This window comes from Actinocorallia sp. A-T 12471, from assembly GCF_033875155.1.
In the GTDB taxonomy this organism is placed as follows: domain Bacteria; phylum Actinomycetota; class Actinomycetes; order Streptosporangiales; family Streptosporangiaceae; genus Actinocorallia.
This window is the reverse complement of the sequence record NZ_JAWZTE010000006.1, coordinates 264,182-286,195: the sequence shown is the minus strand read 5'-3', so window position 1 is coordinate 286,195 and position 22,014 is coordinate 264,182. Positions and strand designations below refer to the sequence as shown.

Sequence of the window (22,014 nt, the reverse complement as noted above, 5' to 3'; positions counted from 1 at the left end):
CCGCTAACGCGGGGCCCCGCCGTCCAGTACACCGGGTCCGTCCTGCGGAGTCAGCGCGTCGAGACGCGACCGAAGCCGCTCCGATACTTCCTCGACACGTCCGCCGTCCAGCGAGGCGAGCCGCGTGCGCGCCGAGCGCCACAGCGCGGTCGCCGCCTCGGCGCGGCCCCGCGCGGCGGCGGCGTCGCCGAGCAGGAGCAGCGCCCGCGCCTGGTCGCCGAGGTTGCCGCGCGCCTCGTAGGAGCGCAGCGCCCGCGCGAACAGGACGAGCGCGTCGTCTTCGCGGCCCTGCGCGACAAGGACCTCGCCGAGGCGTTCGAGGGCCCACCCTTCGCTCTTGAAGGCGCCGAGATCTACCAGCGTGCGCAGGGCCGTCCGTAGGCAGGACTCGGCCTTGGCGAGCTCTCCGAGGTCCATCCACGCCTCGCCCATGCCGTGGTACGCCCAGGCCAGGCCGAACTTGTCGTGCGCGCGCTCGAACGCGGCGATCTCGGCGACGCGTACACGCAGGGCCTGATGCGGGTGCCCTTGCGCGCATAGGACATCGGCCTGCCCATGCAGCGACCATCCGACGGCAGTCCAATCCCGTTCTGCGATGAAGACGCCGTGCGCGCGCAGGCCGAGCCACATGGCCCCGGCAAGGTCGCCCTCCTCGTAGCGGAGGCTCGCCTCGGTGTGGTCGGCGTCGGCGGCCCTGCGCGGCTCGTCCGGGGTGAGTTCGCGCATCACGGCGACCTCCTCGAACGCCTCCTTCATCCGCATCCCCTCGCGGTAGGCGAGCGCGAGCCTTTCGTGCAGGCGCGTCGCGCGGCTGAGCTGCCCGGACCGCGCGCACAGCTCCGCGCCCCAGCGCTGCAGCCGCTCCCAGTCGCCGAACGGCGAGTGCACGTCGACGTCGGAGTTCACGCCCATCACCAGCGCGTACAGCGGATCGACGAGCCCGCTGCGATACAGCCGCCGCCCCGCCTCGACGATGTTGTCCCATTCCTCCAGGTACCACTGGCGTCCCCTGCCCGGGTCGGGTCCGTCGATCGCCGCGCGCCGCTCCACGGTCCGCTCGGCGTACCAGACGGCCGTACGGTCGGCCGCCTCGTCGCCGTCGCCTTCGCCGAGCAGCTCCCTGGCGTACAGGGCGACGAGGTCGTGCATCCGGTAGCGCGGGCCGCTGTGGGCGTCGCGTACGTCGAGCAGATGCAGGTCGGCGAGGCCGCGCAGGCGTTCCGCGGCGTCGGACGCGCCGGTCAGCACCGCGGCGGAGGCCGCGCTGAGATCGGCGAGCGGCAGCGCCGCGAGGAGTCGGAAGAAGCGCTTCTCGGACGCGCCCAGCGCGCGGTAGGAGGAGGCGAACGACGCACGGATCGCGCGGTCGCCCATGCCGTCGCTGAGCGCGGGCAGCCGCTCGCCGGGCTGGGCGAGGGCCGCGGCGAGGTCGTCGGCGCGCAGCCCGGGGTCGAGCGCGAGCCGCGCGGCCGCGATCCGCAGGGCGAGCGGGAGCCTCCCACACGCCAAGGCGATGTCCTCGGCCGCCGCCGGGTCGGCCCCCGCCTCGGTGAGCAGCCCGACGGCGTCGCGCGGGCGCAGGCCGTCGAGCGCGAACGTGACGCCGCCGGGGCCGGTCATGACGCGCCGCCCCGTCGCGATCAGCAGCGACCCCGCGGCGGGCCGCAGCCGGCGCAGGTCGTCGGGCGAGACGACGTCGTCGACGACGACGAGCATCGCGCGCCCCTCGGTCGCCTCGCGGAACAGCGCGGCGCGGGCCTCGGGATCGCCGGGGATATGGGCCGGCGCGCGCCCCAGATCGCCGAGGAAGCGTTCGAGCAGCGCCATGGCGTCAAGGCGCTCGCCGCCGCTGTAGGCCCGCGCCTCGGCGTACAGGGCCCCGCCGGGGAACAGCCCGCGGAGCCGGTGCGCCGCCTCCAGCGCGAGCGCGGTCTTGCCGACCCCGGGACGCCCGCACAGGCAGACCATCGAGGGCGGCTCGGCTGAGGAGACGAGCGCGACGATCTCCTCGAGCTCGTCCGCGCGTCCGGCGAAGGCGGCGGGCCTGCGCGGCAGATGCGAAGGCGGCCCGTCCTTGGCGGCGGTGTCCGCGGTCTCCACGACGACCGACCCGATCTGGACGCGCATCGGCTACCGCATCCACGACGCGTAGGCGCCCGCGGTGAAGTACCGCTGGGCGAACAGGAACAGCAGGAGCAGCGGCAGCAGGTACAGCAGCGACCCGGCGGCAAGGAGGTTGTCCACCCCGTGCCCTGACGGGTCCCCGTACCCCGACGGCACCGCCACCGCCAAGGTCGTCGTGTCCTCGTCAAGGAGGAGGCGCGGCCCGGTCCAGTCGCCCCAGGCCCAGGAGAAGGTGAGGACGGCCGACGCGGCCAAGGCGGGCCCCGACTGGGGAAGCACTATCCGCAGGAACATACGGACGTGTCCACACCCGTCGATCAACGCGGCGTCCTCCAGCTCCTTGGGGATGGAGGAGAAGAACTGCCGGAAGAGGAAGACGATGTACGCGCTTCCGCCCAGCCCCCACAGGACCCACGGCCAATACGTCCCGACCAGGCCGAGGCGTGCGAACAGCAGGTACGTCGGGACGAGGGTGACGATGCCCGGCGTCATCATCGTCATCACCAGGAGCGCGAAGAGGGGCTTCTCGCCCCGGGCGGTGAGCCGGGCGAAGCCGTAGCCGGCGCACGCGGAGCTCGCCGTCGTGAGGACCGCGTAGATACCGGCGACGATCACGGAGTTGAGGAAGTACCCCGAGAAGTCGATGTGGGTGAGGGCGTCAAGGAAGTTGGCCCAGCGCGGGTCGGAGGGCAGCCAGTTGGCTGTGGCGCGTTCGGCGGGGCTCTCCAACGCGGCGAGCAGCAGCCACAGGAGCGGGCTGAGGAACAGCATCGCCAGGCCGAGCAGGGCCAGCTGCACAAGGGCACGGCTCAAGGGCGGCCGCCCCCGGGCCCGACCAAGGTGAACACGAACCTTCGGGAGAGCCGGAACAGCAGCCCTGTGCAGGCGAGGGTGAGCAGGAACAGCACCCACAGCATCGCCGAGGCGTACCCGAAGCGGCCTTCGGCGAAGTAGGTCACATAGACGTGGATCATGTACAGGTAGCCGCCCCGGGGGATCGTGGTGAGGGCGCCCGCGCTGACGTCCGGGGAGAGCAGCAGCGCGGGAAGGAACGTCTGGAGCCCGGAGGCGACCCCGGTGATCACCTGGAACAGCAGGACGGGGGAGATCAGCGGCAGGGTGACCGCCAGGAACGTGCGCGGCGCGCCCGCGCCGTCGACCCGCGCCGCGTCGAAGAGCTCGCGCGGCACGTCGTGCAGCGCGGCGAGCGAGATCATCATGAGGCTGCCGACGCCCCACAGCGCGAGGCAGAACAGCGGGGCCGCCATGTGGACCCCGTTCGTCCAGGTGACGGCGTCGACCCCGGCGAGCGCGAGCACCCCGTTGACGGCCCCGGTGTCGCGCGCGAACAGCGCCTTGAAGGCGATGGCCGTCGCGACGGGGGGGATGACGGCGGGCAGGAAGAAGACCGTGCGGTACAGGGTGCGTCCCGGTAGGGGCCGCTGGACGAGGACGGCGAGGACGAGCCCGCCAAGGATGCTCGCCGGGACGGTCGTCAAGGTGAACAGCGCGGTGAGGACCAGGGCGTGGCCCGCCTGGGCGTCGTCCAGGAGGTCGGCGTAATTGGCGGCCCCTACGAAGTCGGAGTCTTGGGCGAGCACGTCGGCGTTGGTAAGGCTCAGCCAGAAGGCGTACGCGAGGGGGAACGCGGTAAGAGCGAGGAACCCGAGCACCCACGGGAGCACGAACACGTAGAACACGCGATTCCCGCGCGTCCTCGCAGTGCCCCGGCCGCTCACCCGACCCGTTCCCGGCCGCGCGCCAGCACCTCGTTGATCTCCCTGTTGAGCGCGTCGGCGAGGCCGCCGGGGGAGGCGTCCCGCGCGAACACCTCGGGCACCACCCGGTTGACGACCGAGTCCAGCGCCTCGGACCGCGCGTAAGGCGTGAAGGACAGGACGCTCAGGTAGGGCAGCTCGGCCCGCTGCACCTCGAGCGCCTCCTTCTGGAACGGCCTGGCGTCGGGCAGCTTCGCCTGGAGGGACGTCAGCGCCGGTATCCCGAAGCCCTGACCGGCCCGCTCGACGGCGGGCGGCCCGGCGAAGTACCACTCGAGGAACGCCCACGCGGTCTCCGGGATCGGGCACGCCTTCGGTATCCACAGGCCCACCGCCGCGTAGCAGGGGCTGACGCGCGGGCCGCCGAACGACGGCGCGGGCATGAGCCGCGCGTGCTCGGCGAGCGCGGGCTCGTCGCCGACGAGCGCGCCGAGCCAGTACCCGGACATCACCATCGCCATCCGCCGCGCCTGGAACGCGGGCCACGACCAGCCGTCGGGGTTGAGGTCGACCGGGCTGAACCCGGTGCGCGCCCGGATGTAGGACAGGTACCAGCGCAGCACCTCCTTCGGCTCGGGCGCGGAGAAGTCGACGGTCGCGAGGTCGTCGCCGAAGACCCGGCCGCCCGCCGCCGCGGTCATCCCCATGAGGTGGATGAAGCCGCCGAGGCTTGAGACGTCGAGTCCGTAGGTCGAGGTGCGTCCGCCGCGCCGCACGGTCAGCTCGCGGGCGAGGTCGAGCCACGCGTCGTGCCCGAGCTGCCGCGACGGGTCGGGCGGCGCCACCCCGGCACGTTCGAACACCTCGGCGTCGCACCAGAACATCCCGTCCTGCGAGTAGTCCTTGACGAGCCCGTAACGCGGCCCCGCCCCCTGCCTGACGCCGTCGAAGCGCCATATGTCGTTCACCGGGTCGAGGTCGGCGGCGTCGATCGCGGTGCTCGCGGCGAGATACGGGTCGAGGTCGAGCGCCAGCCGCGAGGCGGCGAGGAAGGGCGTGTCGAGGGTCCCGGTGCCCCTGACGAGGTCGGGCGGGCGGCCCTCGGCGAGCATCGCGGTGAGCCGGGTGAGGTCGGGGTCGATCCTGCGGACGCGGACCCCGAGCGCGTTCTCCGCGGCCTTGCGCGCCGGCTCGTCGAACTCGTCGACGTGGGTCATCACGGTGAGCTCGCCGGTGTCGCGCGCGGGGCTCGCGCATCCGGCGAGCGCGGCCGCGGCGAGCGCGTGCGCGCCGAACCCGAGGACGCCGCGCCGGGAGAACGACGGGGCGGGGGAAGGTCCGTCAGACGACCGCATATCTGGGGTTCTACCGTCCGTCCCCGGCGTTTGTCTCAGCCATCAGGAAAACGGTCATGCACCGACATTCGTGATCTTCGCGGCGTGAGAAGATCACGCACCCCTGGTCAGGGCGTCAGACGGCGGCGGGCTCCAGCGGCCGGAACGGGGAGGGCAGCACGTGGCCGTGCGCGGCCATGACCACGCGCAGCAGATCGGGGTAGTCGGTGACGATCGCCGCGACGCCCATGTCGAGATAGCGGGCCATCGCCTCGGCGGTGTTGACGGTCCAGACCGTCACCGGGAGGCCGAGGCCGCTCGCCCGCGCGAACAGCGCGTCATCGAGCATCGTGTACTGCGGCGAGAAGATCGTCGCGCCCTCCGACAGCGCCGACAGGGCGGGGTCGCGCGGGTCGGCCCCGGCGAGCCACGACGAGTCGGTCAGCGTCGGCGGCTCGGCCAGCGCCACCCGGGCCACCGAGGGCTCGAGCCGCCTCGTGTGCTTGAGGAACCGCCAGTCGAAGCCGAGCAGCCGCGTGCGGTGCAGGAGGCCGTGCGCGGCGAGCACGGTGAGCACCTCGGAGACGAAGTGCCCGACCTCGGCGTCCGGCCACGAGGGGTCGGTCTTCAGCTCGACGCACAGCCGCACGCCCTCGGCGGGCCCGAGCAGCGCGCAGGCTTCGTCAAGGGTCGCCAGCGGCGTACCGGGCAGCGCAAGGGACGTGCGCCGGTAAGGGTCGGAAGGGTCCTCGGCGCGTACGCCGGAATCCAGCGTCTTCAGCTGTGCGAGACGTAGCGCGCGCACGGGCCGTCCGACGTACGGGAACTGGGGGTCGCCCGGGAAGGCGGGGAAGGTATCGCGGGTCGTCAGCGCCGAGACCGTCTGGTCGTGGTGCAGGACGACGACCCCGTCGGCGGAGAAACCGACGTCGAACTCGACGGCGTCGACACCGAGCGCGAGCGCGTGGGCGAAGGCCGGAAGGGTGTTTTCGGGACGAAGGCCGCGAGCACCCCGATGCCCCTGGATTTCGACACGTCGGTCCATGCGCCCAAGATTACGCACAGTAATGTAACGCCCCCCGATCGTGCCGGTTGCCTCCTGAAGAACAACTCCTGGCCAAGCGTAGGAGCAGCCTCCGAGCAGCCGATCGACCGGGGGGTGTGAGTGAGGACACCCCGCACGCCAGGGTCGGCGTGCGGTCAGCGCGACGTCAGATCAGATCACGCAGCGTGAGCGTCTGGTCTCGTCCCGGACCCACGCCGATCGCCGAGATCCGCGCGCCCGACAGCTCTTCGAGCCGCCTGACATAGGACTGGGCGTTCGGCGGCAGGTCGTCGAACGTCTTCGCGCCGGTGATGTCCTCACGCCAGCCCGGCAGGACCTCGAGGATCGGGGTGGCGTGGTGGAAGTCAGTCTGGTTCGACGGCATCTCGTCGTGCCGCACGCCCTCGACGTCGTAGGCGACGCAGATCGGGATCTCCTCGAGGCCCGACAGCACGTCGAGCTTGGTGAGGAAGAAGTCGGTGACGCCGTTGACCCGCGCGGCGTACCTGGCGATGACCGCGTCGAACCAGCCGCAGCGGCGGTCGCGTCCGGTGGTGACGCCGTACTCGCCGCCCGTGGTGCGCAGGTACTCGCCCATGTCGTCGAGCAGCTCGGTCGGGAACGGTCCCGAGCCGACCCGCGTGGTGTACGCCTTGAGGATGCCGATGACGCCCGTCACCTTCGTCGGCCCGACGCCCGAGCCGGCGCACGCGCCGCCCGAGGTCGGCGAGGACGACGTGACGAACGGGTACGTGCCGTGGTCGATGTCCAGCAGCGTGCCCTGGGCGCCCTCGAGCAGGACCACCTTGTCGGCGTCGAGCGCCTGGTTGATGATCAGCTCGGTGTTGGCGACGTACGGGCGCAGCCGCTCGCCGTAGCCCAGGTACTCCTCGACGATCGGCTCGACCAGCATCGGCCGCCGGTTGTAGACCTTGGTGAGGACCTGGTTCTTCTCCCGCAGCGACAGCTCCACCTTCTTCTGGAGGATGCCGGGGTCGAACAGGTCCTGGACCCGGACGCCCATCCGCGCGATCTTGTCGCCGTAGGCGGGACCGATCCCGCGTCCGGTGGTGCCGATCCTGGCCTTGCCCAGGTACCGCTCGGACACCTTGTCCAGGGCACGGTGGTGGGGCATGATCAGATGCGCGTTCGCCGAGATCAACAGGCGTGAACAGTCGACGCCGCGGGCCATCAGCCCCTCGATCTCCTGGAGCAGCACCCCCGGGTCGATCACGACGCCGTTGCCGATGACCGGCACGACGTCAGGGGACAGAATCCCCGATGGCAGGAGGTGCAGCGCGTAGGACTTGTCCCCGATGACGACGGTGTGTCCGGCGTTGTTGCCCCCCTGGTAGCGGACGACGTAGTCGACTTTCCCGCCGAGCAGGTCGGTCGCCTTTCCCTTGCCTTCGTCGCCCCACTGAGCACCGACGAGCACGATGGCCGGCATCTGACGATCTCCTTCAAGGCCAATAGAAAAGCCCCTGATCGCAAGCGAACAAGGGGCCTCTTGCGATGGAATCCTACCCGGAGGCGTCCATCACGGAAACTGCGGACTCTAGCCCAGCGCCTGCGCGGCGCTCTCGCTGGAGTCGCGCAGGAACGTGCGGCAGCGCTCTGCCTCGCCGTCCTCGCCGATCGCGGCGGCGGCCCGGCCGAGAGCGGCCAGCGCGCGCAGGAAGCCGCGGTTGGGCTCGTGCTCCCACGGAATCGGCCCGTGGCCCTTCCAGCCGCTGCGGCGCAGCGCGTCCAGGCCCCGGTGGTAGCCGGTCCTGGCGTAGGCGTAGGACTCGATGACGTCGCCGCGCTCGAACGCGCCCTCGGCCAGCTGCGCCCAGGCCGCCGGGTAGGTCGGGAACTTGGCCGCCACCTCGTGCGGCTCGACGCCGTCGGCGAGGAGCTTCGCGGCCTCGGGCTCGTCGGGAAGAAGGGTGGGGGCCGGGCCGCCCAGCAGGTTCTGGCTCATACCCGCATGCTAGGCATCCCGGCCCCCGCCCTCACCGCCAGGGGCTTACTTGATCTTCTTGCCGGCCGAGAGCAGGTCCTCGCAGGCCGTCACGATCCGCGCGGTCATGGACGCCTCGGCGGCCTTGCCCCACGAACGCGGGTCGTACTGCTTCTTATTGCCGACCTCGCCGTCGACCTTCAGGACGCCGTCGTAGTTGCGCAGCATGTGGTCGGCGACCGGGCGGGTGAAGGCGTACTGGGTGTCGGTGTCGATGTTCATCTTGATGACGCCGTAGGACAGCGCCTCGCGGATCTCCTCGAGCGACGAGCCCGAGCCGCCGTGGAACACCAGGTCGAACGGCTTGTCCTTGCCGTACTCGGCCCCGACGGCGTCCTGGAGCTCCTTCAGGACCTCCGGACGGAGCTTGACCGCGCCCGGCTTGTAAACGCCGTGCACGTTGCCGAAGGTGGCCGCGAGGATGTAGCGGCCCTTGTCGCCGGTGCCCACCGCGGCGGCGGTCTCCAGCGCGTCCTCGACGGTGGTGTACAGCTTCTCGTTGATCTCGTGCGAGACGCCGTCCTCCTCGCCGCCGACGACGCCGATCTCCATCTCCATGATCGTCTTCGCCTTGACCGACTCGGCGAGCAGGTCGACCGCGATCTCCAGGTTCTCCTTCAGCGGCACCGCCGAGCCGTCCCACATGTGCGACTGGAACAGCGGCTCCTGGCCCGCCGCCACCCGCTCCTGGGAGATCTTGATCAGCGGCCGCATGAACCCGTCGAGCTTGTCCTTGGGGCAGTGGTCGGTGTGCAGCGCGATCTGCACGTCGTACTGGGCGGCGACGACGCGGGCGTACTCGGCGAACGCCACGGAGCCCGTCACCATGCTCTTGAGGGAACCGGACAGGTACTCGGCTCCACCGGTCGACACCTGGATGATGCCGTCGCTCTCCGCCTCGGCGAAGCCGCGCAGGGCGGCGTTCAGGGTCTGGCTGGAGGTCACGTTGATCGCCGGGTAGGCGAATCCGCCCTGCTTGGCGCGGTCGAGCATCTCCGCGTAGACCTCGGGAGTGGCGATGGGCATGTGCGTTCCTCTCATCCGGGGCAGGTCAGCCGTCGCGCGCGCACGACGGTGCCGCAGGAGGGTGCGGCGATGGTCTGCCTCTGCCCCCTACTATCTCGTACGCCTTCGTGGCTCTCCGGATGGGGTTTGGCTGTGACATGGGGTTTGGCCGGGTAGGGCGGGGGTCGAGTAGATGTCCGTGACTGGGGTAGTGAACACTGGTTGGTCTCATGGGTCACGGATGCACGGTTTCGTTCGCTGAACCCCACTTGTGTCGCTAGTCTCATCACCGTGGGCCGTCACCGAAATGACCCTCGTGGTCTCGTCAACATCCTGATCATCGCCGTCGGCGTCGCGCTCGCTCTCGGCCTTGTGGTGGTCGGCGGCGCGGCTCTCGTCAGTTCAATGAAATCTGAGGCACTTGGCCCTTCCGACCCCCCGACCAGCGAAGCGTCCAACATGACCGCGACGACCGACGCGAAACGCAAGGTCTACGCGACGATCGAGTTCGTCCGCAAGGTCGAGGTCTTCGCCGCGGGACCCGGGAACACACCCGTCTACTGGCGCGGCCAGTTCGTCAAGGGCGACATGCGCGAGGTGCTGTGGCCCGACGTGGACGTCACCATCGGCGACTCCTCGGCCGTCCGGGTCGACATCGACGGCGAGACGCTCAAACTCCCCGCGGGGAAGGTGACGATCTCCTTCGTGGAGGGCGACGCCGAGGCCCGCAGCGTCGAAGACTGAAAGCGTCGAAGACTGACCGGGCCCCGGCTCGCCGGGCGTCAGAGGCCCAGGTCGGGCAGGTCGTAGGCGTAGCGGTACTCAAGACCCGCCGCGGTGATCGGCTCGGCCGCGCTGCGCTCCACGACCGTCGCCACCCCCACCACCGTCGCGCCCGCCTCACGGGCCGCCTCCACGGCGGTCAGGGGCGAGCCGCCCGTCGTCGAGGTGTCCTCGACGATGAGCACGCGCCTGCCGGAGAGGTCGGGGCCTTCGATCCTGCGCTGCATCCCGTGCTGCTTGGCGGCCTTGCGGACCACGAAGGCATCGAGCATCTGGCCGCGCGCGGCGGCCGCGTGGAGCATCGCGGTCGCCACCGGGTCCGCGCCGAGCGTGAGGCCGCCGACGGCGGTGTAGCCGAGATCGGTGGTCAGGTCGAGCATCACCCTGCCGATGAGGGGCGCGGCCTTGCCGTCGAGGGTGACCCGGCGCAGGTCGACGTAGAAGGACGCCTTCTTGCCGGAGGAAAGGGTGAAGTCGCCGTGCACCACGGCCTTGTTCTTGATCTCTTGCAGTAGCTCATCGCGGTCGCTCACGCCGACAAGCCTATTGCCCGGCCTCCGCGCGGCTGGCGGGGTCCCGGTCCGCACCCGATCAGGTGCGGGATGTCACGATGGGTGCATGACGCCAGGCACTCTCGTTCTCTTGGGCGCCCCGCTTCCGGGCGGGCTGGCCGACGAACTGCGTACGCAAGGGCTGCACGTCGTCGTTCCGCAGCCCACCGACGATCCCGCCACCGGCGCCCGCTATGTCGCGGGCACCGCGCTCGCCATCGCCGCCGCGGCCCCCGAGGCCCCGCTGGTGCTGGTCGGGCACGGTCCCGCCGGGCCGCTGCTGCCGTCGCTCGCGGTGGCGCAGAAGGCCGCGCACCGGCTGGTCGGCGGATACGTCTTCCTCGACGCCGACCTGCCCGTCCTGAACGGCGACTGGCCCGACGCGCCCTGCGCGTTCCTGGCCACCTCGCCCGACGACGCGCGGCTCAAGGCCGCGCGGGCCCGCGCGTGGGAGGCGGCGCACACCGAGCCGCAGAACCTCTCCGAGACGCTCAGCAAGATGATCGCCCAACTCTGACCGTCCGCCGCCCGGCGGAAGAAGGTAAAGATCCTCGCGACGGCGGGTCATACGCCCGTTCGCGGAAACACCCCTAAGCACTGTCCGTAGCCAATAGATTACTCTTCGGCTGCAAAGGGGGTGCCATGGGGGAGCAGCAGGCCGTCGGGCCGAGCGACGCCGAACTCATCGAGCGGACACGGCAAGGCGACACCGCCGTGTACGGGGTGCTGTACGAAAGGCACAAGGACGCGGCACGACGCCTCGCCCGTTCGCTCGTGGACGGCGACGCCGAGGCCGACGACGCGGTCGCCGACGCCTTCACCCGGGTCCTCGCCGTCATCCAGCGCGGCGGTGGCCCTTCGGACGCGTTCCGGCCCTACCTGCTCACCTCGCTGCGCAGAACCGTCGTCGACCGTTACCGGCGGCGGTTCCGCGAGACAAGCACCGACGCCATCGAGAGCTACGACCCGGGCGTTCCGTTCGTCGATCCGGCACTGGCAGGGCTGGAGAACGAACTGATCGTCCGGGCGTACCTCTCCCTGCCCGAGCGCTGGCAGGCGGTCCTGTGGCACACCGTGGTCGAGGGGGAGAAGCCCGCCCAGGCGGGCAAGGTCCTCGGGCTCAGCGCCAACGGCACTTCCGTCCTGGCGATGCGCGCCAAGGAGGGGCTGCGGACCGCCTACCTGCGGATGCACGTTCCGGAACGGCTCGACCCGGCGCGGCTCGACGCCGAGTGCGTGCCGGTGCTCGACATGCTTCCCCGGCTGGTGCGCGACTCCGGCAGATCGCGCGGCCGCGACAAGATGGACCGGCACCTCAGCTCGTGCCCGGTCTGCAAGGAGATCTACGAGGAGCTGCACCACGTCAACCAGGCGCTGGGCACGCACCTCCCGCCGCTCGTCCTCGGGCTCGGGGCGGCGTCCTACCTCGCCAAGGGCGGGCTCGCGGGGCTCGGCCTGCTTTGGGGCAGGACGCCCAAGAAGGCGCGCAACGCGGCGGGGGCGGGCGTCGCGGTGGCGCTCGTGGCGGCGGCCGTCATGGCGCTGCCCACGTCGAACACGTCGCCTCCGGAGGCTCCCGGTGCTGCCGCGCCCCCGGGCGTCGCGCCGGAGGCCCCGGGCGGGGAGGCCGCCGAGCCGGGGGGAGGGGAGTCCGGGGTTCCGGCGCGGCCCTCGCCCGCGAGACCGTCGCCCGCCAAGCCCTCGTCGGCGCAGCTTCCCGCGCAGCCCGTGCGGCCCGAGCCCGTGTCGTCGGGGCCGCAGAACGGGCAGGGGAGCGGCCCTGCCGTGCCGTCCGCGTCGCCTTCGCCGCCGCTCCTGCCCAAGCTGCTCGCCGAGATCGGGACCGTCGGAGCGCTGCTGCCGGGGAGCCGGGGGATCGTGGCGCTCGCCGTCCGGAACGCGGGGCGAGGGGCGTCCGACGACATCATCGCCGACGTGTCACTCCCCGAGGGCGTCGTCCTCGACGGGGCAGGGGCCGGAAGGGCGGCGGCGGGCTGGGCCGCCCGGGTCCCCCTGGGCGACGGGTGGGCGTGCCGTCCCGCGGACGCGGCCTTGCGGTGCACCAGGGCGGGACTGCCCGCCGGAGGGTCCTCCTCCGCTTACCTTCACGTCAACGTCGCGGCGGGGGCGAGGCAGGGGGCCGCCCCGTCCGTCGCGGTGCGGTCGTCCGGCACCCGCGTCACCGCGCGCGGGAAGGCCGGGGTCCGCGCCGCCGGGCTTCCCGCGCGCTACGCGGTGGACGGGCGGGTGCGCGTCCTGCGGGCCGGGAACGCGCTGCTGAGCTGCCGGGAGAACGAGCGCGGCTGCGCCGAGGCGAGACAGCGCAAGGGCGGCAGGCTCGACAACGACCTGTGGAAGATGACGTCACTCGACCTCGACGCCGAGCCCTCCACCACCCGGTCGAGCTCCGCGCGCCTCACCCTCCCCGGCCGCGTCCTCTTCGCGGGCCTTTACTGGTCCGGCGTCGGCCGCGACGGCGCGACGGCCAAGCTCCGCGCCCCCTCCGGCGGCTACAAGTCAGTCCAGGCCGAGCAGACCGACGTCGTCGACCTCCCCGGCTACCCCGCCTACCAGTCCTTCGCCGACGTCACCGCCCAGGTCAAAGCGGGCGGCACGGGCGAGTGGACCGTCGCGGACGTGCGGGGCGACGAGGGCGTGGGCCGCTACGCGGGCTGGAGCCTCGTCGTCGTCTCCGAAGACGTCTCCGCGCCCCTCAGCCGCGCCATGGTCCTCGACGGGGCCCGCGCGCTCGGCCCCACCGGGGCCGACACCCTCCAGGTCCCCCTCGACGGGCTCCTACCCGCCGCGATCCCCGCCGACCTCGGCTTCGTCGTCTGGGAGGGCGACGAGGAACTCGCCGACGACAAGATCACCCTCGACGGAAGGGCCCTCGGTGGAGACAACGCCTTCAGAAGCGTCGCGGAAGGGGCCGTCGGGCAGTCCCTCACCTTCGGCGTCGACGTCATCGGCCACGAGGCCGAGCTCGGAGGCAGGTCGGCGGTCTCGCTCACCACCAAGGCCGACGCCTATGTGGCGGGTGTGGTGACGGTAACGGCCCCGCTGCGGAGCTGACCGTTGTCGAGATCCGCCGTAAAGATCATGTGAACTCCTTAACGGACAGACCGGAACGGCTGGTAGCGTCCGCGCCCAGCAACGGTCTTCACCCACTCCACCTGTGTTCTCACCCTTGCGCCCGGTACGGGCACGGTAAGAGGATGACGAATCGCCGGAACGGCTTACGGCGGGAGTGGCTTTCATTACGCTGGAGCTGCCCGGGCTCTGAGCTGGGTCGATTCGGGTCGCAGACCTCCACTCGGGGTCGGAGAGGTGTTGCCTCGTGGAACGCTGTGCGCTGTTCGTAGACGCCGGTTATCTGCTGGCTGACGGCGCGATGGCGGTGCACGGAATCCGCCAACGCGAGCAGGTGTCCTGGGATTTCGCAGGACTGCTCCAGTTGCTGGGCAATCTCGCCCGGGAACGCGCCGGAATGCCGCTGCTGCGCTGCTACTGGTACGAGACGAGCGTGGAAGGACGCCGGACGCCCGAGCAGGAGGCGCTGGCCGACCTGCCGGGACTCAAACTCCGGCTTGGCCGCAGCCGTCCGGGCCGCCGCGAGAGCGTCGACGCCGAGCTGCACCGCGACCTCATGACCCTCGCGCGCAACCGCGCGATCGCCGACGCCGTCGTCGTCAGCGGCGACGAGGACCTCGCCGCCGTCCTGCAGGACGCACAGGACCTCGGCATCCGCGTCACCGTCGTGCACGTCGCCGTCGACGGCAACTGGACCATCTCCCGGGTGCTGCGCCAGGAGTGCGACGACCTCATCGAGATCGGCGCGGGCCATCTGCGCCCCTACGTCGCGCTGTCGACCGAGCGTCCCGCCGAGTCCTCGGCGTCGCTGTCCGCGGCGCTGTCGGCCTCGACCTCGGGGTCGGTGTCCTCCTCTTCGATGTCCGGCTCCTCGATGCCCGCCTCCCTCGCCAGCGTCCTCGCGGCCGCTTCGTCCAACGGTTCCACGCTCAGCTCCCTGGCCAACGGGCTCGGCGCGTCGGCCGCCCCCGCCGTCAGCGCCGCGCCGCCCGCCGCCGCGCCCGTCGCGGCCCCGGTCGCCGCGCCGCCCGCCGCCCCGGCCGCGCCGCAGCTGCCCTCGCCGTCGAGCGCCGCGTCGAACGTGCTCAGCGGTATCCCGTTCACCACCCCCTCGCAGACTCCCGCCCCGGCCGCGCCCGCGCAGCCGAGCTATCTGAACACCGGCCCGGTCACCCCGAACCCGTTCGCGGTCCCGGCCCCCGCGCAGCCCGCGACGGCCTCGCAGTTCGGCACGGCCGCCTCCCAGTTCGGCAGCACCTCCTCGGCCTCGCCGTTCGGGACCGCGCCCTCGGCCTACCCGCTGACGCCCCCGGCGGCGGCCGCGCCCGCCATGCCCTCCTACACCGCCTCGCCCGCGCTCCCGGTCGTGCCGCAGGCCCCCGCGGTGCCCGCCGCGGGCCCGAGCCTTTCCGACGCGGTCAAGGCCGCGCACACCGAGGGCCAGGAGTTCGGCGAGTCCGTCGCCCGCGACGCCCCGGCCCTGTGGCTCGAGGCGGTGCTCGCCCGCAAGCCGCGCATGCCCTCGGACCTTGAGGCGCGCCTGCTCCAGGGCTCGGCGCTGCCGATCGACTTCCTGCTGCACGACGAGGTGCGGCACTCGCTGCGCCGCGGATTCTGGGACGCGCTCGAGCGCTCCCGTAGGTGACACGGCCGCCACCTTCCGCTGATCTTGAGTAATCTCCCGGTTTTGCCGGGGGCGCGCGGGTAACGTCTAAGCCGTGACCCACGTGACCGAAGGCGATCTCGACGACCTGGAGTTCGACAGCCTGCGGACCGGAGAGCACCGCGCCGCGGCGGTGACCTTCGCCGACTGGGCGGACAACGCGACCCGGGAAGAGGGCCTGACCCGCGCGATGCTGCTGCTGCGGGCCGGCGAACAGTTCCAGCACGCGGGCGACCACTCCCGCGCGGCCGAGGTGTACCGCCGCGCCATCGAAGACGGCGGGGAGACCTACGGCGACGCCCGCGTCTACCTCGCCGACGCGCTGCTGAAGCTCGGCGACAACGCGGGAGCCGTCGGCCTGCTCGCCGAGATCCGCGACAGCGCCCCAACCGACCCCGAGGTGTACCGCTCGGTCGCCGAGATCCTCTACGAGCACGGCGACCTGCTTGGCGCGCACACCTGGTCGACCCACGGCGCGGACCTCGTGCTCGCGCTGCCCGAGCGCACCAGGGGCGACGCCGCCGAGAGCCTCGAGGGCCTGCTGCGCCTGCGCTTCCGCGCCCGCGTCGACCTCGGCCGCCCCGAGGACGAATACGACGCCCTCCTCGACGCCTGACCCCCCAACCCCCCTCCCCACACAGGCGCGCCCACCACGCGCCTGCCCCCTCCCCCCACCCCTCACTCCCCCGCGCCCGCCGCGCGCCCGTCCCCACAACCCCCAACCCGTCCCTCCGCACCGCGCCACCTGCGCGCGTCCCTGCCGCACCACACCCGGCCTTTCTCGCTGGGCCGCGTGCGCGTGTGCTTGCTGTGCGCCGCGTGGGCCTTCCCACTGTGCCGCGCGCGAGCGTCCCCGCAGCGCCGAACGCGGTCCTTCGCGCGGTGCCGCGTCTACCTGTGCTTGCTGTGCGGTGCGCGGCCCTACGCGCTGTGCCGCCTGCGTGCGTTCCTGCTGGGCCACGCCCGGCCCTTCCCGCTGTGTCGCGCGCGAGCGTCCCCGCCGCGCCACGCGAAGTCCTTCGCGCGGCGCGGCCTGCGTGTGTTCCTGCCGCACCATGCGCGGCTCTTCGCGCTGTGCCGCGCGCGAGTGTTCCTGCCGCGCCACGCGCGATCCTTCGCGCTGTGCCGCCTGCGTGCGTTCCTGCTGGGCCACGGGCGGGCCTTCGCGCTGGGCCGCGTGCGCGGGTGTTTGCTGGGCAGGGTGCGGGGCTGCTCGCCGCGCCATGGGCGGGGTCGCTCGGTGTGTGGCGGTGAGGTGGTGTGCTGCGGATCGCAGTGCGCGGCGCAGGGTGTGCAGGGCGCGGGACTTGAGGGTGTTCCAGCGGTTCATTGCGATCTCCTTCGAACAGGTTTTCGGTTCCTGTTCCCCAGTAGATCGCACTGAAACCGCGCCGAACGCCGATCCGCGCGATCTGTGGATAACTTTTTTCGGCGGGGAAATCGGCAGGTCAGGGTGGGTTTGGGTGTGGGTGGGGGGTCAGTTCGGGGTGAGGGGGGCCGAGCGTAGGACGCGTAGGGCGGTGCCTGTTTTGGGGGTGTGCCAGACGACGGAGTCGGGGGTGACGGTGGCGATGGCGTTGTGGAACCAGGGGCCGTCGGTGAGGCGCCAGGAGAACGGCGGGCGGCGGACCCCCGTCGTCCTGGCGAACAGGCGGGCCGGGCCGTTCAGGACGCGGAGGCACGCGATGCGGTTCGCCCACTTGAACGGGCCGTTGAGCGGGTTGCGGAACGGCGAGCAGACCGCCTGGAAGATCGGCAGGCCGCCGCGCGCCTTGGCGAGGTAGCTGTAGTGGATGTCCCCGCCCAGGAACGCGATCGTCTTGGGCGGCACGCCGCGTCCGCCGCGCGCGACCTCCACGACCGCTTCGGCGACCTTGGCGAAGCTCGCCCGGAACGCGGCCCAGTGCTCGAGGTCGGCGTACCTGCGCAGCTTCTCGCCGAACCCGTCGGCACCGCGCGCGGCCAGCGGCTCGTTCCACGCCTCCGCGTAGTGGATCACCGGGGGCAGCAGGAACGGCAGCGAACTCGCGATGAGCAGCTGGTCGACCCCGCCCGTCAGCTGCCGGTCGAGCCAGGCGTGCTCGGCGTCGTCCAGCATCGCGCGGCGGTCGGCCGTGAGCAGCCGGGACGCCCTGCTGTCGACGACCACGACACGGGTGCGGCCCAGGTCGAAGCGGAACGACCACCTTGCCGTCGCCGGCTCGCGGTCGGCGAGGTCGGCGAACTCGTCGAGGACCGCGCCGCCGTCGGCCGCGCCGCGCACCGCCGCGAGGATCTTGTCGGCGCGGCGCTCCTCCGGCGACAGGTTGCCCAGGTGCTGGTAGACCCAGTACGCGCCGATCCCGCCGACGATCCTGCGCCGCCACCACGGCAGCGCGTCCATGGACTGCCGCCACGAGTACGAGGTGTTCCAGTCGTCGCGCACGTCGTGGTCGTCGAACACGCTGCGGGTCGGGACCGTGGACAGCAGCCAGCGCACGGCCGGATCGGTGGTCCAGGCGAGCCGGTAGAGCTCGGTGTACTCCTCGAAGTCGGCGATCTCGTCGCCGGGCGGCACGGTGATGTCGCGGCGGCCCCTGATGAACGCCTTCATACGGTCGCCCGTGCCGTCGGCGTACACCTGGTCGCCGATCATCAGCAGGACGTCGGGGAACGCCGCGCCGTTCTTCAGCTCGTGCGCGAACGCGCTGAGCGCGTCGATCCCGTGGGTCTCGGTCGCGGCGGGCGCGACCCGGCACGACCCGAACGCGACGGCCGACGGACGCGCCGGATCGACGGTCCGGATCGCGCTCGGCGGGAACTCGGTGCCCGCCTCCGGCCACACCCTGCGCCCGTCGAGGTGCACCTCATACGGGGTGGTGGAGCCGGGTTCGAGCCCGTCGACGTCCACCAGCGCGTAGTGGTGGCCGTGCACGGCGAAGGTCGGCTCGGTGCGCCCGAGCACGGTCACCTCGCAGGACTCGGACGTCTCCACCCAGACCGTCGCGCCGTGTTCCCCGACCCACCGCAGCAGCGGCCCCAGCACCAATCCCGTCATACCCACCATTGCACCGGAACCGCCGCCCCCCGTCCACACGCCCCGCCTTGCGCCCCGGGAAACGGGACGCGGCCCGCCCCCTTCCGGGGACGGGCTGTCGCGTGCGGGTCAAGGCGTCAGCGGCCCGCGCGGTTGTTCATCCGCCGGGTCGGCAGGGTCCTGGCGTTGCCGCGGCTGCGCTGCGCCATCGCGGCGGCCCGCCTGTCGGTGCGCTTCAGCGCGGCCTTCTTGCCCGACCTGCGGGCGGGCTTGGCGGGCGTCTGGCTCGCGTCGGCGGCGGACACGGGGAACACGGCGGTGACGGGAAGGGAAGCGCGCATAAGGGTTTCCTCCTGCTGGTCGGCGGTCGGGGCGGAAGTCTGGGCGGCGTTCACGGCGGCGGGCATGCGCGGCTCCTCGTTCTGGGCGTGCTCGGCGTTCTGGGCGGTGGCGGCGACGGCGTCGGGAAGGGCGGTCATGCGGTTCTCCTCACGGGCGGCGGGGGCGGGGCGGCGAGCGGGAACGGTCACACGGACCTCCTGACGGTCAGGGCCGGACGGCACGGCGGACGGGCCGAGGGGAAATGAGGGCAGGCCGGTAGCAGGCATGGGCGACTCCTCGAAGAAGTGCGGAAAGAATCGCGCGCTCAGGCAACGAATGGCGGCACGACAAAGGAACACCCGGCACAGCGGTATTCAGAAGTCGCGCACAGCGCATTTCACGCCGAAGGCACGGAAGAATTCCGGAAAAGGTTCCGAAGAAAAGGGACGCCGCGCGAGGCCGACGGCGAACGCCGTCGAAGCGCGAGGTCTCAGTAAGGGAAGGGCACGGGTGAGGCGTCAGGACAACGAGCGCTGTACGCCCGCCTACGGCGGCGCGTTGGGCGACGCCACGGGCTCTCAGCCGTGCTGCGGGAGCCGCTGAGCGGCTGCTACCGGAAGGATCAGATCTCCATGGCCAGAACATTAGCCCGTCCCCGCGCGGGAAGTCAACCCATTATCGGCGGGCCGCGGAAATTCATCGACGGGAAAGGAAAAGGCCCGCCTCCCGGGGTGGGAAAGCGGGCCTGGAAAGGCGGCTCAGCGCTTGCTGAGCGGCACCGTGGAGCGCACGACGAGCTTGTCCGTCGCCGGATCCACCTCGACGGTGACCTCCGCGCCGTCGCGGATCTCCCCCGACAGCAGGCCCCTGGCGAGCTGGTCGCCGATCGAGGTCTGCACAAGGCGGCGCAGCGGACGCGCGCCGTAAGCCGGGTCGAAGCCCGTGCGGGCGAGCCACGCCCGCGCGTCCGGCGAGACCTTCAGCGAGAGCTGGCGGTCGGCGAGGCGGTCGGCGAGGCGGTGGACCTGGAGGTCGACGATCTCGGCGAGCTCGTCCTGCGAGAGGGCGTCGAAGACGATGACGTCGTCCAGCCGGTTCAGGAACTCCGGCTTGAACGCCATCCGCACGGTCTTCATCACCGCCTCGCGCTGCTCGTCCTTGCTCAGCGACTGGTCGACAAGGTACTGGGACCCGAGGTTGGAGGTGAGGATGAGGATGGTGTTGCGGAAGTCGACGGTGCGGCCCTGGCCGTCGGTGAGGCGGCCGTCGTCAAGGACCTGGAGCAGCAGGTCGAAGACCTCGGGGTGCGCCTTCTCGACCTCGTCGAGCAGCACCACGCTGTACGGCCTGCGCCGGACCGCCTCGGTGAGCTGCCCGCCCTCCTCATACCCCACGTAACCGGGAGGTGCACCGACGAGCCGGGCGACACTGTGCTTCTCGGAGTACTCCGACATGTCGATGCGGGTGAGCGCGCGCTCGTCATCGAACAGGAAGTCCGCGAGCGCCTTGGCCAGCTCGGTCTTGCCGACGCCGGTCGGGCCGAGGAACAGGAACGAGCCGGTCGGACGGTCGGGGTCGGCGACGCCCGCGCGCGAGCGGCGCACCGCGTCGGAGACCGCGACGACGGCGTCGTGCTGCCCGATGAGGCGGCCGCCGATGACGTCCTCCATGCGGAGCAGCTTGGCGGTCTCGCCCTCCATGAGCCGCCCCGCGGGGATGCCCGTCCAGGCGGAGACCACGTCGGCGACGTCGTCGGGGCCGACCTCCTCCTTCACCATCGCGCCGCGCGTCTCGGCGTCCTCCGACGCCTGGGAGATCTCCTTCTCCAGCGACGGGATCTCGCCGTAAAGCAGCCGCGACGAGGTCTCAAAGTCGCCCTCGCGCTGTGCCCGCTCGGCGAGGCTGTGCAGGTCGTCGAGCTTCTTCTTCAGCTCGCCGACGCGGTTCAGGCCGGCCTTCTCCTGCTCCCAGCGGCCGACGAGGCCGTGCAGGTGCTCCTGCTTGTCGGCGAGGTCCGCGCGCAGCTTCTCAAGCCGCTGCCTCGAAGCCTCGTCGGACTCCTTGGCGAGCGCCATCTCCTCCATCTTCATCCGGTCGACCGTGCGCTGGAGCTGGTCGATCTCGACGGGACGCGAGTCGATCTCCATCCGCAGCCGGGACGCCGCCTCGTCGACGAGGTCGATCGCCTTGTCCGGCAGGAACCGCGAGGTGATGTAACGGTCCGACAGCGTGGCCGCCGCGACGAGCGCGGAGTCGGAGATCTGGACCTGGTGGTGCGCCTCGTACCGGCCCTTGAGGCCGCGCAGGATCGCGATGGTGTCCTCGACCGAGGGCTCGCCCACAAAAACCTGCTGGAAGCGCCGCTCGAGCGCCGGGTCCTTCTCGATCCGCTCGCGGTACTCGTCGAGCGTCGTCGCGCCGATCATGCGCAGCTCGCCGCGCGCCAGCATCGGCTTCAGCATGTTGCCCGCGTCCATCGCGCCCTCGGCCGCGCCCGCGCCGACCACGGTGTGCAGCTCGTCGATGAACGTGATGATCTGGCCCTCGGACTCCTTGATCTCGTTCAGGACCGCCTTCAGGCGCTCCTCGAACTCGCCGCGGAACTTCGCGCCGGCGACCATCGCGCCGAGGTCGAGCGAGATGAGCCGCTTGTCGCGCAGCGACTCGGGCACGTCGCCGGTGACGATCCGCTGGGCGAGCCCCTCGACCACCGCGGTCTTGCCGACGCCGGGCTCGCCGATGAGCACAGGGTTGTTCTTGGTGCGCCGCGACAGGACCTGGACTGTCCTGCGGATCTCGCCGTCCCGGCCGATGACCGGGTCGAGCTTGCCGTCGCGCGCCTTCTGGGTGAGGTCGACCCCGTACTTCTCCAGCGACTGGAACGTGTCCTCGGGGTTCTCACTGGTGATGCGGCCGTGCCCGCGCACCTTCTCGAACGCGTCGAGCAGGGCGTCGGGGTTCGCGCCGTACTCGCGCAGCAGCTCGGCGACCTGGCCGCCGTCCGTCGCCAGGCCCACCAGCAGGTGCTCGGTCGAGACGTACTCGTCCTGGAGCTGGCGGGCGCGCGAGGCCGCGGTGTTCAGCGAGGCGAGCAGCTGCCGCGACGTCTGCGGCGCGGAGACCGTCGAGCCCTGCGCCTTCGGCAGGCCCGCGACCAGCTCCTCGGTGCGCCGCCGGATCGCCGACGGGTCCGCGCCCACCGCCTCGAGCAGCGGCACCGTGGTGCCCTCGTTCTGCGCCAGCAGCGCCGCCAGCAGATGCGCCGGCTCGACCTGGGGGCTGCCCTCCGAGGCCGCCCTGCGGACCGCGACCGAGACCGCGTCCTGGCTCTTGTTGGTCAGCTTGTAGTCCATTGGCTC

17 protein-coding genes are annotated in these 22,014 nt (G+C 71.7%); 5 read left to right on the top strand and 12 right to left on the bottom strand.

Translation table 11 applies throughout. The features are described 5' to 3' along the window. Positions 1-3 precede the first annotated feature (3 nt). The 8 genes from R9X44_RS19445 to fbaA all read right to left on the bottom strand — a co-directional run bounded on the left by R9X44_RS19445 (position 4) and on the right by fbaA (position 9,252). Positions 4-2,127: a tetratricopeptide repeat protein gene (locus tag R9X44_RS19445; protein WP_319815618.1), complete on the bottom strand. Its 2,124-nt coding sequence runs from the start codon at positions 2,125-2,127 to the stop codon at positions 4-6. 3 nt (positions 2,128-2,130) lie between these two features. Next, the gene (locus R9X44_RS19440; protein WP_319815617.1) at positions 2,131-2,937 is read right to left on the bottom strand and encodes a carbohydrate ABC transporter permease; all 807 of its coding nucleotides are present in this window, start codon (positions 2,935-2,937) and stop codon (positions 2,131-2,133) included. Beyond that, positions 2,934-3,824: a sugar ABC transporter permease gene (locus R9X44_RS19435; RefSeq protein WP_319815616.1), complete on the bottom strand. Its 891-nt coding sequence runs from the start codon at positions 3,822-3,824 to the stop codon at positions 2,934-2,936. The genes R9X44_RS19440 and R9X44_RS19435 overlap by 4 nt, the downstream gene beginning before the upstream one ends. Before the next feature lie 35 nt (positions 3,825-3,859). Further along, entirely contained in the window at positions 3,860-5,197 is a 1,338-nt protein-coding gene (locus tag R9X44_RS19430; RefSeq protein ID WP_319815615.1) for an extracellular solute-binding protein, read from the bottom strand. Positions 5,198-5,312: 115 nt separating this feature from the next. Further along, positions 5,313-6,221, bottom strand: a complete 909-nt coding sequence (locus R9X44_RS19425) for a glycerophosphodiester phosphodiesterase family protein (RefSeq protein ID WP_319815614.1) — start codon at positions 6,219-6,221, stop codon at positions 5,313-5,315. Between the two features lie 166 nt (positions 6,222-6,387). Then, positions 6,388-7,671 carry an adenylosuccinate synthase gene (locus R9X44_RS19420; RefSeq protein WP_319815613.1) on the bottom strand — a complete coding sequence of 428 codons (1,284 nt, stop codon included), beginning with the start codon at positions 7,669-7,671 and terminating at the stop codon, positions 6,388-6,390. 108 nt (positions 7,672-7,779) lie between these two features. Beyond that, a complete protein-coding gene (locus R9X44_RS19415; protein WP_319815612.1) occupies positions 7,780-8,187 on the bottom strand; it encodes a DUF3151 domain-containing protein in 408 nt (135 codons plus the stop codon). 45 nt (positions 8,188-8,232) lie between these two features. Next, positions 8,233-9,252, bottom strand: a complete 1,020-nt coding sequence (fbaA, locus tag R9X44_RS19410) for a class II fructose-bisphosphate aldolase (RefSeq protein ID WP_319815611.1) — start codon at positions 9,250-9,252, stop codon at positions 8,233-8,235. A gap of 270 nt (positions 9,253-9,522) precedes the next feature. On the opposite strand from fbaA, the gene R9X44_RS19405 reads away from it, so the two are divergent. Continuing rightward, on the top strand, positions 9,523-9,975 hold the full coding sequence (locus R9X44_RS19405; RefSeq protein ID WP_319815610.1) for a hypothetical protein: 453 nt from the start codon (positions 9,523-9,525) through the stop codon (positions 9,973-9,975). A gap of 38 nt (positions 9,976-10,013) precedes the next feature. On the opposite strand, the gene pyrE is transcribed toward R9X44_RS19405, so the two are convergent. After that, a complete protein-coding gene (pyrE, locus tag R9X44_RS19400) occupies positions 10,014-10,547 on the bottom strand; it encodes an orotate phosphoribosyltransferase (protein WP_319815609.1) in 534 nt (177 codons plus the stop codon). Positions 10,548-10,656: 109 nt separating this feature from the next. Here pyrE and R9X44_RS19395 point away from each other — a divergent pair, with 109 nt between their 5' ends. The 4 genes from R9X44_RS19395 (at position 10,657) to R9X44_RS19380 (ending at position 15,934) form a co-directional block, all read left to right on the top strand. Next, on the top strand, positions 10,657-11,082 hold the full coding sequence (locus R9X44_RS19395) for a hypothetical protein (RefSeq protein ID WP_319815608.1): 426 nt from the start codon (positions 10,657-10,659) through the stop codon (positions 11,080-11,082). 125 nt (positions 11,083-11,207) lie between these two features. Then, positions 11,208-13,637: a sigma-70 family RNA polymerase sigma factor gene (locus tag R9X44_RS19390; RefSeq protein WP_319815607.1), complete on the top strand. Its 2,430-nt coding sequence runs from the start codon at positions 11,208-11,210 to the stop codon at positions 13,635-13,637. Positions 13,638-13,902: 265 nt separating this feature from the next. Then, positions 13,903-15,300, top strand: a complete 1,398-nt coding sequence (locus tag R9X44_RS19385) for an NYN domain-containing protein (protein WP_319815606.1) — start codon at positions 13,903-13,905, stop codon at positions 15,298-15,300. Between the two features lie 73 nt (positions 15,301-15,373). Then, complete coding sequence (locus R9X44_RS19380; protein WP_319815605.1) at positions 15,374-15,934, top strand: tetratricopeptide repeat protein; 561 nt, start codon at positions 15,374-15,376, stop codon at positions 15,932-15,934. Positions 15,935-16,795: 861 nt separating this feature from the next. Here R9X44_RS19380 and R9X44_RS19375 read toward each other — a convergent pair. From R9X44_RS19375 to clpB, 3 genes are all read right to left on the bottom strand, one after another. Next, positions 16,796-18,355, bottom strand: coding sequence for an alkaline phosphatase D family protein (locus tag R9X44_RS19375; RefSeq protein ID WP_319815604.1), 1,560 nt, complete (start codon positions 18,353-18,355; stop codon positions 16,796-16,798). 116 nt (positions 18,356-18,471) lie between these two features. Then, complete coding sequence (locus tag R9X44_RS19370) at positions 18,472-18,864, bottom strand: hypothetical protein (RefSeq protein ID WP_319815603.1); 393 nt, start codon at positions 18,862-18,864, stop codon at positions 18,472-18,474. 549 nt (positions 18,865-19,413) lie between these two features. Continuing rightward, a complete protein-coding gene (gene clpB / locus R9X44_RS19365; RefSeq protein WP_319815602.1) occupies positions 19,414-22,008 on the bottom strand; it encodes an ATP-dependent chaperone ClpB in 2,595 nt (864 codons plus the stop codon). Positions 22,009-22,014 lie beyond the last annotated feature (6 nt).